The sequence below is a fragment of the Saccharicrinis sp. GN24d3 genome, from assembly GCF_052400645.1.
GTDB lineage: Bacteria > Bacteroidota > Bacteroidia > Bacteroidales > Marinilabiliaceae > Saccharicrinis.
Map to the genome: position 1 here is coordinate 303,180 of NZ_JBQTGI010000004.1, position 14,506 is coordinate 317,685.

The following is a 14,506-nucleotide window of genomic DNA, read 5'->3' on the forward strand; positions in this document are numbered from 1 at the left end:
ACATCAACAACTATCCTCTGTTTAACCTGATATAAAAATCAGTATTCATGACATTGACAAAAATAGTTAACCAAATAAAATCATATATCTTCCTAACCTTTGCGGTTTGCGTTTCGAGTCTTGGCTGGGCAGGTTTTCTTATTCCGTCTGATATTATTGGCGGAGGTGTTACGGGTTTATCAAGTACATTTTATTTTTTATGGGGCTGGGACATTGGTATAACGTCGCTTACTATTAATATCGTTTTAATTTTATTGGCACTAAAAAAATTGGGGTTTTCATATGGAGTTAAAACGGTTTATTGTATCGTGCTATTCTCCACAATGCTTTCGGTGCTGACCAAATATTTTACCGAACCTATAATTAGCGACATATTTATGGCAACGCTAACAGGAGCTGCCCTGGGTGGCAGTGGCACAGCCCTTTTATTTATTAATGGGGGAAGTACCGGTGGAACTGAGATCATTGCGATGATTATCAATAAATATAAAAACTTCAGCCTGGGCCGTCTTTTACTTACATTTGATATTGTAATAATATCCACGAGCTACATTGTTTTCCAGGACATAGAAAAAATAATGTATGGTTTAATCTCCATGGCCATATTTAGTTACTGTATAGATTTGGTCATATCAGGCAATAAACAAACCGTACAAATATTTATCATTACGGATAAATATGAGGAAATGATGGATAAAATCATGACTGTTGGCAACAAAGGCGTTACCATGATTGATAGTATGGGTGGCTATACCCGTGAACACAGAAAAATACTAATGGTGATTTCAAAAAAACGCACCTCCTCTATATTATTTAAAATCATAAAAGACATAGACTCGGAGGCTTTTGTGACCATGGGCAATGTATCCAATGTTTTTGGAAAAGGATTTGACAGAATTAAAGGATAGAAAATTTAATTATCTATTTTTATTTTGAGTCTTTTTGCCATAAATCAACAATTTCCTTCTTGATTTATTCGTTTGATGTAATAACTTGCGCAATCAAACAACATAACACAATACAATTTCAAAATTTATCATGCGTATAACATTAAGAAACCAACCCGTCGTATCCATATTACTATTTATTGCAGTTGTACTTATGGCCAGCTGCACTCCCGATAAAAAGAAAGTAGAAAGCGAAACAACTGTTGATTCTCTTGCTCTGGTTGAAGCACCTAAACCGGCCCATTTAATGTTTGGCTTGCCTGTTGACTCCTTTGTAATAGAAAACAATAAAGTGAAAAGAAACGAGTTTTTGGCTTCCATCCTTCTTAGGTACGATATCCCCTATAAACAAATTGACTTATTGGCCCATAAAAGTAAAGACACCTTCGATGTCCGAAAAATAAAAGTCGGTAATCCGTATTATGTTTTTCTTGATCATGACACGCTACATACAGCACGGTATTTTGTGTATGAGATAGACAAGATTAACTATGTTGTATACAATCTAAACGATTCAATAACCATTACCAAAGGTCAGAAACCTGTAAGAAAAGTGCAAAGAACCGCAACCGGAATTATTACATCGTCTTTATGGAATGCCATGACAGAAAATAACGCTAGTCCGGTTTTGGCGCTTGAATTATCTGACATTTATGCCTGGACGGTTGACTTTTTTGGCATTGAGAAAGGGGATTATTTTAAAGTGATGTATACCGAGGATTATGTAGACTCTACATCCGTTGGAATCCGATCTATTGAAGCCGCTCTTTTTCATCACAGAGGAGACGATTATTACGCCTTTAACTTTATGGAAGACAGTACAACTTACAATTATTTCGACGAAAAAGGGAATAGCCTGCGCAAGGCATTTTTAAAAGCACCATTAAAATTCTCACGTATCAGCAGTCGTTTTTCGCACAGCAGATACCATCCCGTTTTAAAAATAAGACGCCCCCACCATGGCATTGATTATGCTGCCCCAAAAGGAACTCATGTGTATTCTATCGGTGATGGTAGGGTAATTGCCAAAGGGTACCAGGCCAAAGGAGGCGGAAATTATCTAAAAATAAAACACAACAGCGTTTATACTACTGTTTACATGCATTTAAACGGGTTTACCAAAGGCATTAGTAAAGGCGACAAAGTGAAACAGGGGGATCTAATCGGTTATGTAGGTTCAACCGGGTTATCCACCGGCCCACATCTTGACTTTAGAGTATTTAAGAATGGGAAACCTATCGATCCTTTAAAAGTAAAAGCTCCTCCCGTAGAACCCGTTAAAAAAGAAGACATGAAGAGGTTCAAACAATTCTACAAACCACTAAAACAATCGGTCGATAATTTATCTCTTCCGGTAGCACAGTGATCAAATATTACTGGTAAGCATATGCTTTAGGGAACTCCAAACTCTTTAAAAGTCTCATATTGAAAGCTAGCCTGATTAATACATATATTTTCGTAATAGAAAAATTTATGAGTAGATCAGGCCAGTCAATCGTATATAACAAATATTTGAGAACCCTGAATCAGGTTATGCTTAAATGGGTTCCGGTCGGTCATTCTATTTTGTAGACCTTCTAAACTCTATTAAATCTTTCAGATAAGGTTTATTTAAGAAGCTATCCTGCCCAATAGAGCAAAGCCTATCAAACATTCTTACATTTACTGTAAAAGCCAGTAAATTGTTTGGAAGGTATTTACGCATGGCCAAATCCGATGCTCCAACCAGCGCCTTGGGCTTTTCGTTATCCGGCACCAAAGTAAGCAATTGCATACACCCTGAGCCAAACGGGATGTCCACCGGATTGCCCTCTTCGGGGCCGGCATGATAATTGGCTGCAACAATAAGTGCGCTCAACTGATCCGGGTTAACAAAAAAGGTAACAGACTTTAAATATTCAACCATGGAGTTTTTAATAGGCCCAACATATAAACACTTGTGTTTTGACCTATATGCAGGAGTTACATCCAACCAATCATCCATCAATTCACCAGAACATTTTAAACCTTCCTCACCTACCAAAAAATCAACAAGTTCCTCCCGATCTCTGGTTTCTTTCCCGAACAACCAATAACCGCTTCCCTTGCATCCAAAATTCATGGAAGTTAATTTCAATGTCTGTCCGCGCATCCATGCGTTAAAATAAGCAAAAATACAAGTTCTCCGGTGAGCTACCGGTTCAATTACCCTATCCATCATAGCGTCATGAGGCGCATCGTAAACTCCAATTAACGGTAGGTCGATATCCAGTTTATCGCTAATATAGGTGGAATCTAAAAGTGTAGACATTTTTTTTTTGAATATAAAAATTAATACTGGTTATAAAAAACGCATATAGCTAATCATACATTGGTCAAAGGGTGGTAGTCAACTAAACAATGAGTGTTCGTCATCAGTATAAAAATCATACATTCCGATCACTGTTACTGTTGACTTCCCACTGATGAATGTTGACTGAGCATCTCCGCTATAACTTTCGGGTAATGCTCATATTCCAGTTCGTGAACTTTGGCTTCCACATCTGTAGCTGTATCTGTTGGCAACACCCTGCATGTTACCTGCTTAATAATCTTTCCTTCGTCGTAATTACTATCAACATAATGAATTGTAATACCGGTCTCCGTTTCCTTATTATCCACAACCGCTTCATGTATGCGTTTGCCGTACATTCCTTTGCCCCCAAATTTAGGCAATAAAGCCGGATGAATATTAATAATACGTCCTTTAAATGCCTCGACAAAATTTTCTGGAATTAACCACAGAAAACCTGCAAGCACGATAAGTTCGCATGCCTCCTCTTTTAAAACTTCGATAATTTTATCCGAATTATAAAACTCTTCACGCGAAAATAAGGTTAAGTTAACACCCAATTTTAGCGCCCGTTCGTTGACATAAGCTTTGCTGTTGTTCGTAAAAAAGTGAAAATCGCTTGAATTAAGCCTTCCTTTAAAATAATTTACAATGTTTTCTGCGTTACTTCCCGAACCCGAAGCGAATATAGCAACCTTACTCATTTCCTGTATTTTATAGGTTTATTACTGTAGATTTTATATGTCCCAAAAATAGAAAAAAAACGCCCCGGAATGATTTTATTGAAATATTATTTGGCTGATTATCCTGATTTTTTTTCCTTTGCAAAGTTATTTTAATCAATAAATTTTAAATATTAACTTAAAATTAAAAGCTATGTCTGACATTGCATCAAGAGTAAAAGCAATCATCGTAGACAAACTAGGAGTTGACGAAACCGAAGTTACAACTGAAGCAAGCTTCACAAATGATTTAGGAGCTGACTCTCTTGACACTGTTGAGTTGATCATGGAGTTTGAAAAGGAATTTAACATCGCAATTCCTGATGATCAAGCAGAAAACATTGGCACAGTTGGTGATGCCGTCTCTTATATAGAGGAAAACGCTAAGTAAGCTAAATTAAAAACGAAGTTTACACTTTAAACGAAGTTATGGAGTTAAAAAGAGTAGTAGTAACGGGATTAGGAGCCATCACTCCTTTGGGCAATTCCATTGAAGAACTATGGAAAAACCTGGTTGAAGGAGTAAGCGGTGCCGCACCCATTACTCGATTTGACGCCACCAATTTCAAGACAAAATTTGCTTGCGAAGTAAAAAATTACAACTCTAACGATTATTTCGATCGTAAAGAGGCAAGAAAACTTGATATGTTTGCTCAGTTTGCTTTAATAGCAGCTGAGCAGGCTGTTCAAGATTCCGGCATCAACGCTGAAAGCATCGACCATGATGAGGTAGGCGTAATTTGGGGTGCCGGTATTGGTGGAATTCAAACATTTACAAAAGAGGTTAAGGGCTTTGTGGAAGGCAATGGCACGCCACGTTTCAGCCCATTTTTTATACCCATGATGATCGGTGATATTGCCGCTGGTCAAATTTCAATGAAATATGGATTCAGGGGACCCAATTTCAACACGGTTTCAGCTTGTGCATCCTCTACCAATGCGATTGGCGATGCATACAACCTAATCCGTTTAGGCAAAGCAAAAGCCTTTGTAACCGGAGGTTCTGAAGCTGCTATCAGTGAAGCTGGCATGGGCGGCTTTAACGCGATGCAAGCATGTTCTACACGAAACGAAGATCCGGCTACCGCTTCTCGACCTTTCGACAAAGACCGCGATGGTTTTGTTATGGGAGAAGGTGGAGCATCTTTAATTCTTGAAGAATATGAACATGCCGTTGCCCGCGGTGCCAAAATATACTGCGAAGTAGTTGGTACCGGAATGACAGCCGATGCCCATCACCTCACAGCACCACATCCTGAAGGACTGGGTGCCAAAAATGTGATGAAAATGGCGTTAAAGGATAACGATATGAAAGCCGAAGAAATCGACTATATCAATGTCCATGGCACTGCCACCCCCCGAGGTGACATCGCAGAAACATTAGCGATTAAAGAAGTGTTTGGTGCGCATGCGTACGAATTAAACATCAGCTCAACAAAATCAATGACTGGTCACCTGTTAGGTGCTGCTGGTGCGATAGAATCAATTGCTTGTATCCTTGCTATTAAGTACGGCATTGTTCCTCCTACCATCAACCACTTTACCGATGATCCGGAAATTGATCCTAAATTAAACATGACATATAACAAAGCTCAAAAAAGAGAGGTTAAAGCAGCGCTTTCAAATACCTTTGGTTTTGGAGGTCATAATGCATCTGTTATATTTAAAGCAATTTAATCGATTGTGTTAAAAACATTATTGAACATAATAAAGCTTTCTCCCGACCGGAGAAGGCTTTATTTGTTATTAAGGTCTGTAATCGGCTTCTGCCCCAATAACCTGGGGATTTATGAATTGTCCTTGGTTCATAAATCTGCCATGAAAAAGAAAAATAACGGTCAAGTTATTAACAATGAGCGCCTGGAGTTTTTAGGTGATGCAATGCTAGGCGCTATTGTTGCGCAAGAATTGTACAACAAATACCCCGATGTAAACGAAGGTTTCCTGACAAAAACCCGGTCAAAAATCGTAAACCGTGCTTTTTTAAACGAAACAGCCAATAAAATAGGCTTAAACAATATAATCACATCCCAATCCAAAATTTCTCTTGAAATAACGAATATCCCGGGAGATGCATTGGAAGCATTAATCGGAGCCATTTTTGTGGATTGCGGTTACCAGAAATGCCGCAAGTTTATCTTGAAAAAAATTCTGATCCCTTTTGTTAACCTGAACGAAATAGCCAGCAAAGACAATAATTTCAAATCCATGTTAATTGAGTGGGGGCAAAAACATAAAAAGGACGTGCAATTTATAACGGATGAAATACCGGGCACGTTGGATCACGCTCCGTTATTTGTATCATCGGTTGAAATAGAAAACATAGTATTTGGCCGTGGCGAGGGATCATCAAAAAAAGAATCGCAGCAAAACGCGGCAATGGAAGCGCTACAAAATGTTTCTATTAGAAAAAACGATTTGCAATAATTGATCCAACCAACAACTTAACACACATTATTATTGTCATTTTAAAGTGCAAATAACTATATTGCGATAACTTTTCCGATCAACGTTCATGAGCGGAATACCCAATATTGTAAGCCTTTTAAATTAACAACGCAAACCTTTAAACAAAGGCCTACCAACAATGAAAGGACAGAAATGAATAAAAAATACATATATCTTTTATCATTTATCATAGCGGCAAGCCTTGGCGGTATCATCTATATCCAAACGCTTTGGATGAAAAATGACAGCAAAAGAAAAGAACAAGAGTTTGATAAGCTGGTGAATCAGGCAATGACCAAGGTTATTGAAAAGCTTGAACGCGAGGAAAACTCTGAGCTAGCCGCATTTATAAAGAAAGAATACAGAAAGAAAATACAAGCATCTAAAGCGCTACCCAAAAACCTGCAACGGGACCCAAAGTATTTCAATAACAATCCGGATAACGCTTTGAGTGAAGACGAAATATTGGAATTCTCGTTTAAGTTTCAAATGCAAGACAAATATATCAGCACTACCTTGCAGACCTTCAATGAAGATTCGTTAATATTTAGCCTGGATAACCGCTCACCAATATCGACCCGATCCAGTAAGTTTGGCCCTTTAACGAGTGCTTTGCTAAGTATTCAGGATGAACTCAAATCGAAAGTGGAAGACAAAGCGGAAATGATTCTGAATACTTTTTTCCCTAAAAGATCTATCTCGGAACGCATTGACCGGGAGAAGGTGGATGTGTTGTTGATGAAACAATTGGAAGACAGGGGAATCACCCTTCAATTTGAGTTTGCTATTTTCGACGGAAAAGGAAAAATGGCAATGGCCACTACAGGATTTAAGCCCAATGCATCCAAAACAATTTATCAGAAATACCTGTTCCCGAACGACCCACATCCTGAGGCGCATCATTTAAACCTATATTTTTCCGAAAGACCTAATTTCATGATACAATCAATCGGGACTTTTATACCGTCCGCCGCGTTCACCCTGGTGATGATTTTTACATCCATCATCACTATCATGATTATTTTTAGGCAAAAAAGACTGGATGAAATCAAAAACGACTTCATCAACAACATGACGCACGAATTTAAAACCCCGATATCCACCATATCCTTAGCCTCCCAAATGCTGAAAGATCCGAGTGTTGCTAAAACGCCAAAAACCTTGCAGCATATTTCCGGGGTTATACAGGACGAGAGCAAGAGGTTAAGCTTTCAGGTAGAAAAGGTTCTTCAGATGGCCATCTTTGACAAGGGAAAATCGGGGCTGAAAATAAAAAAATTAGATATAAACCAATTAATTCACAATGTTTCTACTAACTTTAAGCTCAAAGTAGAAAATAAGAAAGGTAAAATAATTGAAAGCCTGGACGCGAAAAACAGCACGGTTTATGTGGACGAGGTACATTTTACCAATGTGATTTATAATTTATTTGACAACGCTTTTAAATACAGAAAAGGCATCCCTATATTGCAGGTTAAAACCTGGAACAAAAACAATGGGGTTATCATTTCCGTAAAAGACAATGGAATGGGGATCTCTAAAGAGAACCTTAGTCGCATCTTCGAAAAATTCTACCGGGTTCCTACAGGTAACGTGCATAACGTTAAGGGTTTCGGATTAGGTTTGGCATACGTAAAGAAGATTGTGGACGACCACGGAGGTAACATTGTTGCAGAAAGCGAATTAAATGTAGGAACAAAATTTGAAATCTTTTTACCGATAAAAAGCACAAAAGAATGGAAAAAGAATACAAACTTCTTTTAGCGGAAGATGATGAAAACCTGGGTATGCTATTGCGCGAATACCTGGAAGCTAAAGGATACGAAACAGATCTTTGTCCGGATGGAGAAGAAGCTTACAAAGCATTTACGGCAAACACGTACGACCTTTGTGTTTTGGATGTAATGATGCCTAAAAAAGATGGTTTTACACTGGCCAAGGACATCCGTTTAATCAATGCGGATATTCCAATTATCTTCCTAACGGCCAAGTCTATGAAAGAGGATGTTTTTCAAGGCTTTAAGATTGGTGCGGATGATTATATCACCAAACCTTTCAGTATGGAAGAACTTCTTTTTAGATTGGAAGCCATTATCAGAAGGACTAAAGGAACGAATGCGATACAAGATGTGTATCAATTGGGCAAATACAAGTTCGATACCCAAAAGCAGCAGCTTATTGATGGTGAAGAAATTGTTAAACTAACGACCAAAGAGTCTGAATTATTGAAGTTACTTTGCAACAACGCCAATAAGGTTTTAGAGCGAAATTTTGCGCTAAAAACCATTTGGGTAGACGATAACTACTTCAATGCCCGAAGCATGGATGTGTACATTACCAAGCTAAGGAAACATCTCAAAGAGGAAACCTCTGTTGAAATTATCAACGTTCACGGAAAAGGATACAAGCTTGTCATGTAATCCGACATCCTTGATAATTCACATCATTAGCTGATGAACGAAAAGGTATAAACAAAAACGTCCGATACACGCTAGTATCGGACGTTTTTTGTGTTATCGGATTTTTTGATACCCCAAATAAAAACGGGAAAATAAGAAACAGGCGATTCGTATTTTTAACAATACACATTTAACGCTCCTACAAACAATAGGTGCTACCAACAATAAAGTTAATTACGCGGTAATTTCATTTTTATTTATATTCGTGGTTTCGAACTTAATCTAGCTTCAAAACGGCCAAGAAGGCTTTTTGTGGCACTTCAACGTTACCTACCTGTTTCATACGCTTCTTACCTTTTTTCTGCTTCTCCAACAGCTTACGCTTCCGACTGATATCACCTCCGTAACATTTCGCCGTAACATCTTTACGCACCGCTTTAACGGTTTCACGCGCTATTATTTTAGTCCCAATAGCGGCCTGGATAGCAATATCAAACTGCTGACGAGGAATCAATTCCTTTAGTTTTTCGCACATCCTGCGTCCTAGCGTATAGGCATTATCGAAATGAATAAGGGTAGATAATGCATCAACACTTTCCCCATTCAATAAAATATCCAACTTTATCAGTTTGGCTGGCTTAAAACCTGTTGAATAATAATCGAATGAGGCATACCCTTTCGAAATACTTTTCAACTTGTCATAAAAGTCGAATACGATCTCTGCCAGGGGCATGTTATAATTTAGCTCAACCCTGTCAGAGGTCAAATAATCCTGTTTAACCAGCTCCCCTCTCTTGGCCAGACACAAGGTCATTATTTGACCGATAAACTCGGACTTGGTGATGATTTGAGCATGGATATACGGTTCATCGATTCTATCGACAACGGTTGGTTCCGGAAGTCCCGAAGGGTTATGCACCTCCATTTCTTCACCCTTTTTAGTATGGACAATATACGGAACGTTAGGTACGGTGGTAATCACGTTCATATCAAACTCCCTATCCAAACGCTCCTGGATGATTTCCATATGAAGCATTCCCAGGAAACCGCAACGGAAACCGAAGCCCAACGCTGCCGACGACTCCGGCTCAAACGTGAGTGAGGCATCATTCAACTGAAGTTTCTCCATGGAAGCACGCAAATCTTCATAGTCGTCACTATCAATAGGATAAACTCCCGCGAAAACCATTGGTTTTACCTCTTCAAATCCTTCGATACGACTTTCACAACCACCCTTTACATGTGTGATGGTATCCCCTACTTTTACTTCTTTGCTGGTTTTTATTCCGGATATAATATAACCGACATCCCCTGTCCCAAGTACTTTCCGCGGCTCCATATCCAAACGAAGCACTCCAATCTCATCTGCATTATATTGTTTACCTGTGGCCATAAACTTAACCAGGTCTCCTTTATGGATTTCTCCGTTCACCACTTTAAAGTAGGCAATAATTCCTCGAAAAGAATTAAATACCGAATCGAAAATCAAACACTGCAACGGATCCTTGGGCTCACCTAACGGTGGGGGAACTTTATCAACAATAGCTTGTAATATTTCATCCACTCCTTGCCCAGTTTTTCCGCTGGCTCTAATAATATCTTCCCGATCGCCTCCAATCAAATCAATAATCTGGTCTTCAACTTCATCGGGCATGGCGTTGGGCAAGTCCATTTTATTCATGACAGGAATAATGTGCAAGTCGTGCTCAATAGCCTGATATAAATTGGATATCGTTTGTGCCTGTATCCCCTGAGTTGAGTCTACGATTAAAAGGGCACCTTCGCAAGCCGCTATGGAACGGGATACCTCATAGGAAAAGTCGACATGTCCGGGAGTATCAATTAAATTAAGCACATATTTCTCACCGTTCAACTCATAATCCATTTGGATGGCATGACTCTTAATCGTGATTCCCCTCTCCCTTTCAATGTCCATATCGTCCAACACCTGTTCTTGTGCATCCCTCTCCGAAACGGTGGAGGTAAATTCCAACAGACGATCGGCCAAAGTACTCTTTCCGTGGTCGATATGAGCAATAATACAAAAGTTTCTTATATTCTTCATAATATGATATTCCCGTACTCGTAAATTTATCTTGCTAAACTAAAGGGCAATTGCCCTCCATATGAATTGGCAAAGATATTCAAATCATTCTAATTTAAATTCATTTTTGACTATCAATATCAGGGAATTCACCATTAAAAGGCAAATGTCACCCATAAGGGAAACGCGAGGCAATTAAATCTGTGGATAACTTGAAAACACATATTACAAAGCATTTTGTATATGCAATGTTTAAAGCAATAGACCTGCCATCAATAGCCCATATCCTAAATATACTATTATATGGTTAACAATAAGCCCTAAAAAATTACTTTTTACATCAAATAAAATTTTGTCGCCAGCAGATATATATATCTTTGCACAAAATCAATGGTTCATGAGCAAGATATTAGTAACAGGTTGTGCCGGATTTATCGGTTCGCATTTATCGGAAACACTTTTAAAAAATGGTTATCAAGTGGTAGGAATAGATAATTTTGACCCTTATTACAGTAGAAAATTAAAAGAAGATAATCTATCAGAGTTTTCCGCTCATCCCAACTTTACTTTTCACGAATTAAATTTGTGTAACGAAACGCTGGTTCGCGAAAAACTTGAAGAGAAATTTGATTGCATTGTACACCTTGCTGCCAAAGCGGGCGTGCGTCCATCTATTGAAAATCCGCAGAGTTATATCGATTACAATATTAGCGCCACTAGAATCCTGGTGGACTTAATGAAAGATACGGGCACAAAAAAAATGGTGTTTGCCAGTTCTTCTTCTGTTTATGGCAATATACCTGATACTCCCTGGAACGAGGATGCGGATGTATCTATGCCTATTTCGCCCTATGCCTTTTCGAAAAAATCATGTGAACTTTTAAACCATACCTACCACCACCTGTACGGTTTAGATTTTATTAATGTAAGATTTTTTACCGTTTTTGGCCCCCGCCAACGCCCCGATTTGGCCATCAACAAATTCACCCGCTTGTTATACGAGGGTAAATCCATACCGATGTATGGAGATGGGTCAACAGCCAGAGATTACACTTTTGTACATGATATCGTTTCAGGAATTATTAAATCTATAGAGTATATTAAAAACAATGATGGTGTATTTGAGAATATGAACCTTGGGAATAATTCGCCGATCAAACTGATGGAGCTGATTAATACCCTTGCAGAAGTCACGGGGCAAAACCTTATCATTGAACAACTACCCATGCAACCAGGCGATGTAGATATTACTTACGCAGATATCAGCAAAGCCCAAAAGATGATTGGTTACGAACCAAAAACTTCGTTAAAGGAAGGGTTAAAGGCTTTTGTACATTGGCACATGGCCACTAAGTAGGCATTCAGGAGTTCAGCGTAAGCAGTCTACAGCATACAATATGGCTGTAGACTGAAAACGGCAGACTTATAAATTAACCGACGAGCTCCTGAACCAGGTCTGAAGCTTCCTTAAGGGTAATAGCCGAGTACACTTTCAATCCTGACTCATCTATTATTTTTTTACCGCCTTCCGCATTGGTACCTTGTAATCGCACGATTATGGGAACATTGATTTCGCCTATCTTTTTATAAGCCTCAACTACGCCATTGGCTACCCTGTCACAGCGAACTATCCCGCCAAAAATATTGATGAGTATAGCAGTTACATTGGGATCGGACAAGATGATTTTCAGACCTGCCTCAACGGTTTGTGCATTGGCGCCACCCCCTACATCTAAAAAGTTGGCCGGATCCCCTCCAGATAGTTTAATAATATCCATGGTGGCCATGGCCAGACCCGCGCCGTTTACCATACAACCCACATTGCCATCCAGCTTCACAAAATTCAGGCTATGCTTGGAGGCTTCTATTTCAGCGGGATCCTCTTCGCTTAAATCACGCATTTCGGCAATATCGGCATGCCTGTACAACGCGTTATCGTCGATATTTAATTTGGCGTCGATGGCCATAATTAAATCATCGGATGTTTTTAATACCGGATTTATTTCCACCAACGAAGCATCAGCGCCTTCATACGCTTTATACAAAGCGGGCACAAATTGGGTCATTTCTTTAAATGCCTTTCCTGATAAGCCCAGGTTAAAAGCTATTCTTCTTGCCTGAAATGGCAACACACCGGTAGCTGGATCAATTTCTTCCTTATAAATTAGATGCGGGGTCTCCTCTGCCACTTTCTCAATATCCATTCCTCCTTCGGTAGAATACATGATAATGTTCCTGCCTGTGTTTCTATTGAGTAACACGCTCATATAATATTCCTCAGGTTCAGATTCACCGGGATAAAACACGTTTTGCGCAATCAATACCTTATTAACTCTCTTACCTTCCGGACCGGTTTGATGTGTAACCAACTGCATGCCTAAAATCTGCTTAGTCAGAGCTTTAACCTCATCCAAAGATTTGGCCACTTTAACACCTCCACCTTTTCCTCTACCCCCGGCATGAATCTGAGCCTTTACAACCCATATGTCCGTCCCTGTTTTTTGGGTTAATCTCTTGGCTGCCTTAACAGCGCCATCCGGATTATCTGCAACGATTCCTTCAGAAACGCGAACGCCGTATCTTTTTAGGATCTCCTGACCTTGATATTCGTGTATATTCATGGTAGATTTAATTTTAAAAGGTTATACACCTAATTTTAAGACTAGTGTAATGTACAATTTTGGATGCAGAAATAAAACGTTCAAAATGTTTATTTTTGTACGATAAATAATTATTTCATGAGAAAACTGCGAAACAAAGAACTAAACAGACTAAGCGTAGAAGAGTTCAAAGAAACCGAAAAAACTCCCCTTATCGCCATATTGGATAACGTGAGAAGCCTGAATAACGTTGGCTCCGTTTTTAGAACTTCGGATGCTTTATGCCTGGAAGAAATATACTTGTGCGGAATTACACCAACTCCACCTCATAATGACATACATAAAACTGCCTTGGGGGCCGAAGATTCCATGAACTGGAGCTACCACGAAGACACAAATAAGTCAGTTGTTGACTTACAAGCTGAAGGCTATAAAGTATATTGTGTTGAACAAGCCCGTGGAAGCACCTCATTACTTGACTTTAAGCCACAAATAAACGAGAAGATAGCACTCGTATTTGGAAATGAAGTAAAAGGTGTTCAGCAAGCTGTAATTGACAGTTCCGATGGTTGTATCGAGATACCTCAATTTGGCACCAAACATTCATTGAATATTAGTGTAAGTGCAGGTATCGTGCTTTGGGAAGCGGCAAAGTGGATTAGGGGTTTGGTATAATCCACTTAACGCATATCGGAATTTCAGAACTATTGAATGGTCGTAATGGTTAAACCCGGATTATATATTGGAGGTTCGTCATGAGCATTGCAAGTACAATAAAACAACGCATTACTGAAACGAGGCATAACATGTCCCGATTACTTTCCATAGCCGTTAACTTTAGCCATTAAAAATTAAATTAATTATTTCTGGATGCGTTTGTTTTTTCAATCTCTTTTCAATTGTGAAAGAGTCTGCAATTTCACAAAAAGTGTCTGAGAACCAGCACGAAAACACATTACAAACATGAACCACCGCCCTAAGTTCTTGTTTTATATATTTTGAAAATTTAAAGAACTTTATCGGGCTACAGGACTT

Annotated in this window: 13 protein-coding genes; 9 read left to right on the plus strand and 4 right to left on the minus strand. The window is 39.0% G+C overall.

Annotation, left to right across the window (positions count from 1 at the left end):
* Positions 1 to 47: 47 nt before the first annotated feature.
* Both ACT29I_RS07275 and ACT29I_RS07280 read left to right on the plus strand, forming a co-directional pair.
* A complete protein-coding gene (locus ACT29I_RS07275) occupies positions 48 to 908 on the plus strand; it encodes a YitT family protein (RefSeq protein WP_444793089.1) in 861 nt (286 codons plus the stop codon).
* A gap of 130 nt (positions 909 to 1,038) precedes the next feature.
* On the plus strand, positions 1,039 to 2,313 hold the full coding sequence (locus tag ACT29I_RS07280; protein WP_444793090.1) for a peptidoglycan DD-metalloendopeptidase family protein: 1,275 nt from the start codon (positions 1,039 to 1,041) through the stop codon (positions 2,311 to 2,313).
* 195 nt (positions 2,314 to 2,508) lie between these two features.
* Here ACT29I_RS07280 and ACT29I_RS07285 read toward each other — a convergent pair whose 3' ends face one another.
* Both ACT29I_RS07285 and purN read right to left on the minus strand, forming a co-directional pair.
* Positions 2,509 to 3,237, minus strand: a complete 729-nt coding sequence (locus ACT29I_RS07285) for a DUF169 domain-containing protein (protein ID WP_444793091.1) — start codon at positions 3,235 to 3,237, stop codon at positions 2,509 to 2,511.
* A gap of 134 nt (positions 3,238 to 3,371) precedes the next feature.
* Entirely contained in the window at positions 3,372 to 3,962 is a 591-nt protein-coding gene (purN, locus tag ACT29I_RS07290; protein WP_430934859.1) for a phosphoribosylglycinamide formyltransferase, read from the minus strand.
* 172 nt (positions 3,963 to 4,134) lie between these two features.
* Between purN and ACT29I_RS07295 the strand changes: the two genes are divergently transcribed.
* The 5 genes from ACT29I_RS07295 to rprY all read left to right on the plus strand — a co-directional run bounded on the left by ACT29I_RS07295 (position 4,135) and on the right by rprY (position 8,848).
* A complete protein-coding gene (locus ACT29I_RS07295; protein ID WP_027470525.1) occupies positions 4,135 to 4,371 on the plus strand; it encodes an acyl carrier protein in 237 nt (78 codons plus the stop codon).
* A 38-nt stretch (positions 4,372 to 4,409) separates the two neighbouring features.
* A complete protein-coding gene (gene fabF / locus ACT29I_RS07300) occupies positions 4,410 to 5,657 on the plus strand; it encodes a beta-ketoacyl-ACP synthase II (RefSeq protein ID WP_444793092.1) in 1,248 nt (415 codons plus the stop codon).
* Between the two features lie 6 nt (positions 5,658 to 5,663).
* Entirely contained in the window at positions 5,664 to 6,407 is a 744-nt protein-coding gene (gene rnc / locus ACT29I_RS07305) for a ribonuclease III (protein WP_444793093.1), read from the plus strand.
* Between the two features lie 174 nt (positions 6,408 to 6,581).
* Entirely contained in the window at positions 6,582 to 8,192 is a 1,611-nt protein-coding gene (locus ACT29I_RS07310; RefSeq protein ID WP_430934856.1) for a sensor histidine kinase, read from the plus strand.
* Entirely contained in the window at positions 8,165 to 8,848 is a 684-nt protein-coding gene (gene rprY / locus ACT29I_RS07315) for a response regulator transcription factor RprY (protein WP_430934855.1), read from the plus strand. The genes ACT29I_RS07310 and rprY overlap by 28 nt, the downstream gene beginning before the upstream one ends.
* 256 nt (positions 8,849 to 9,104) lie before the next feature.
* Here the strand turns inward: rprY and lepA are convergent, their stop codons facing one another.
* Positions 9,105 to 10,892: a translation elongation factor 4 gene (lepA, locus tag ACT29I_RS07320; protein WP_430934854.1), complete on the minus strand. Its 1,788-nt coding sequence runs from the start codon at positions 10,890 to 10,892 to the stop codon at positions 9,105 to 9,107.
* Between the two features lie 376 nt (positions 10,893 to 11,268).
* On the opposite strand from lepA, the gene ACT29I_RS07325 reads away from it, so the two are divergent.
* The gene (locus tag ACT29I_RS07325; protein ID WP_430934853.1) at positions 11,269 to 12,228 is read left to right on the plus strand and encodes a GDP-mannose 4,6-dehydratase; all 960 of its coding nucleotides are present in this window, start codon (positions 11,269 to 11,271) and stop codon (positions 12,226 to 12,228) included.
* A 73-nt stretch (positions 12,229 to 12,301) separates the two neighbouring features.
* Here ACT29I_RS07325 and sucC read toward each other — a convergent pair whose 3' ends face one another.
* Entirely contained in the window at positions 12,302 to 13,492 is a 1,191-nt protein-coding gene (gene sucC / locus ACT29I_RS07330) for an ADP-forming succinate--CoA ligase subunit beta (RefSeq protein WP_444793094.1), read from the minus strand.
* A gap of 117 nt (positions 13,493 to 13,609) precedes the next feature.
* Here sucC and ACT29I_RS07335 point away from each other — a divergent pair, with 117 nt between their 5' ends.
* Entirely contained in the window at positions 13,610 to 14,146 is a 537-nt protein-coding gene (locus ACT29I_RS07335; protein WP_444793095.1) for an RNA methyltransferase, read from the plus strand.
* Positions 14,147 to 14,506 lie beyond the last annotated feature (360 nt).

Excerpts from the sequence above, each read along its gene's own strand:
- purN (WP_430934859.1), bottom strand. The coding sequence starts at position 3,962 with ATGAGTAAGGTTGCTATATTCGCTTCGGGTTCGGGAAGTAACGCAGAA.
- ACT29I_RS07275 (WP_444793089.1), top strand. The coding sequence starts at position 48 with ATGACATTGACAAAAATAGTTAACCAAATAAAATCATATATCTTCCTA.
- lepA (WP_430934854.1), bottom strand. The coding sequence starts at position 10,892 with ATGAAGAATATAAGAAACTTTTGTATTATTGCTCATATCGACCACGGA.
- ACT29I_RS07285 (WP_444793091.1), bottom strand. The coding sequence starts at position 3,237 with ATGTCTACACTTTTAGATTCCACCTATATTAGCGATAAACTGGATATC.
- ACT29I_RS07335 (WP_444793095.1), top strand. The coding sequence starts at position 13,610 with ATGAGAAAACTGCGAAACAAAGAACTAAACAGACTAAGCGTAGAAGAG.
- fabF (WP_444793092.1), top strand. The coding sequence starts at position 4,410 with ATGGAGTTAAAAAGAGTAGTAGTAACGGGATTAGGAGCCATCACTCCT.
- rprY (WP_430934855.1), top strand. The coding sequence starts at position 8,165 with ATGGAAAAAGAATACAAACTTCTTTTAGCGGAAGATGATGAAAACCTG.
- ACT29I_RS07310 (WP_430934856.1), top strand. The coding sequence starts at position 6,582 with ATGAATAAAAAATACATATATCTTTTATCATTTATCATAGCGGCAAGC.
- ACT29I_RS07325 (WP_430934853.1), top strand. The coding sequence starts at position 11,269 with ATGAGCAAGATATTAGTAACAGGTTGTGCCGGATTTATCGGTTCGCAT.
- ACT29I_RS07295 (WP_027470525.1), top strand. The coding sequence starts at position 4,135 with ATGTCTGACATTGCATCAAGAGTAAAAGCAATCATCGTAGACAAACTA.
- ACT29I_RS07280 (WP_444793090.1), top strand. The coding sequence starts at position 1,039 with ATGCGTATAACATTAAGAAACCAACCCGTCGTATCCATATTACTATTT.
- sucC (WP_444793094.1), bottom strand. The coding sequence starts at position 13,492 with ATGAATATACACGAATATCAAGGTCAGGAGATCCTAAAAAGATACGGC.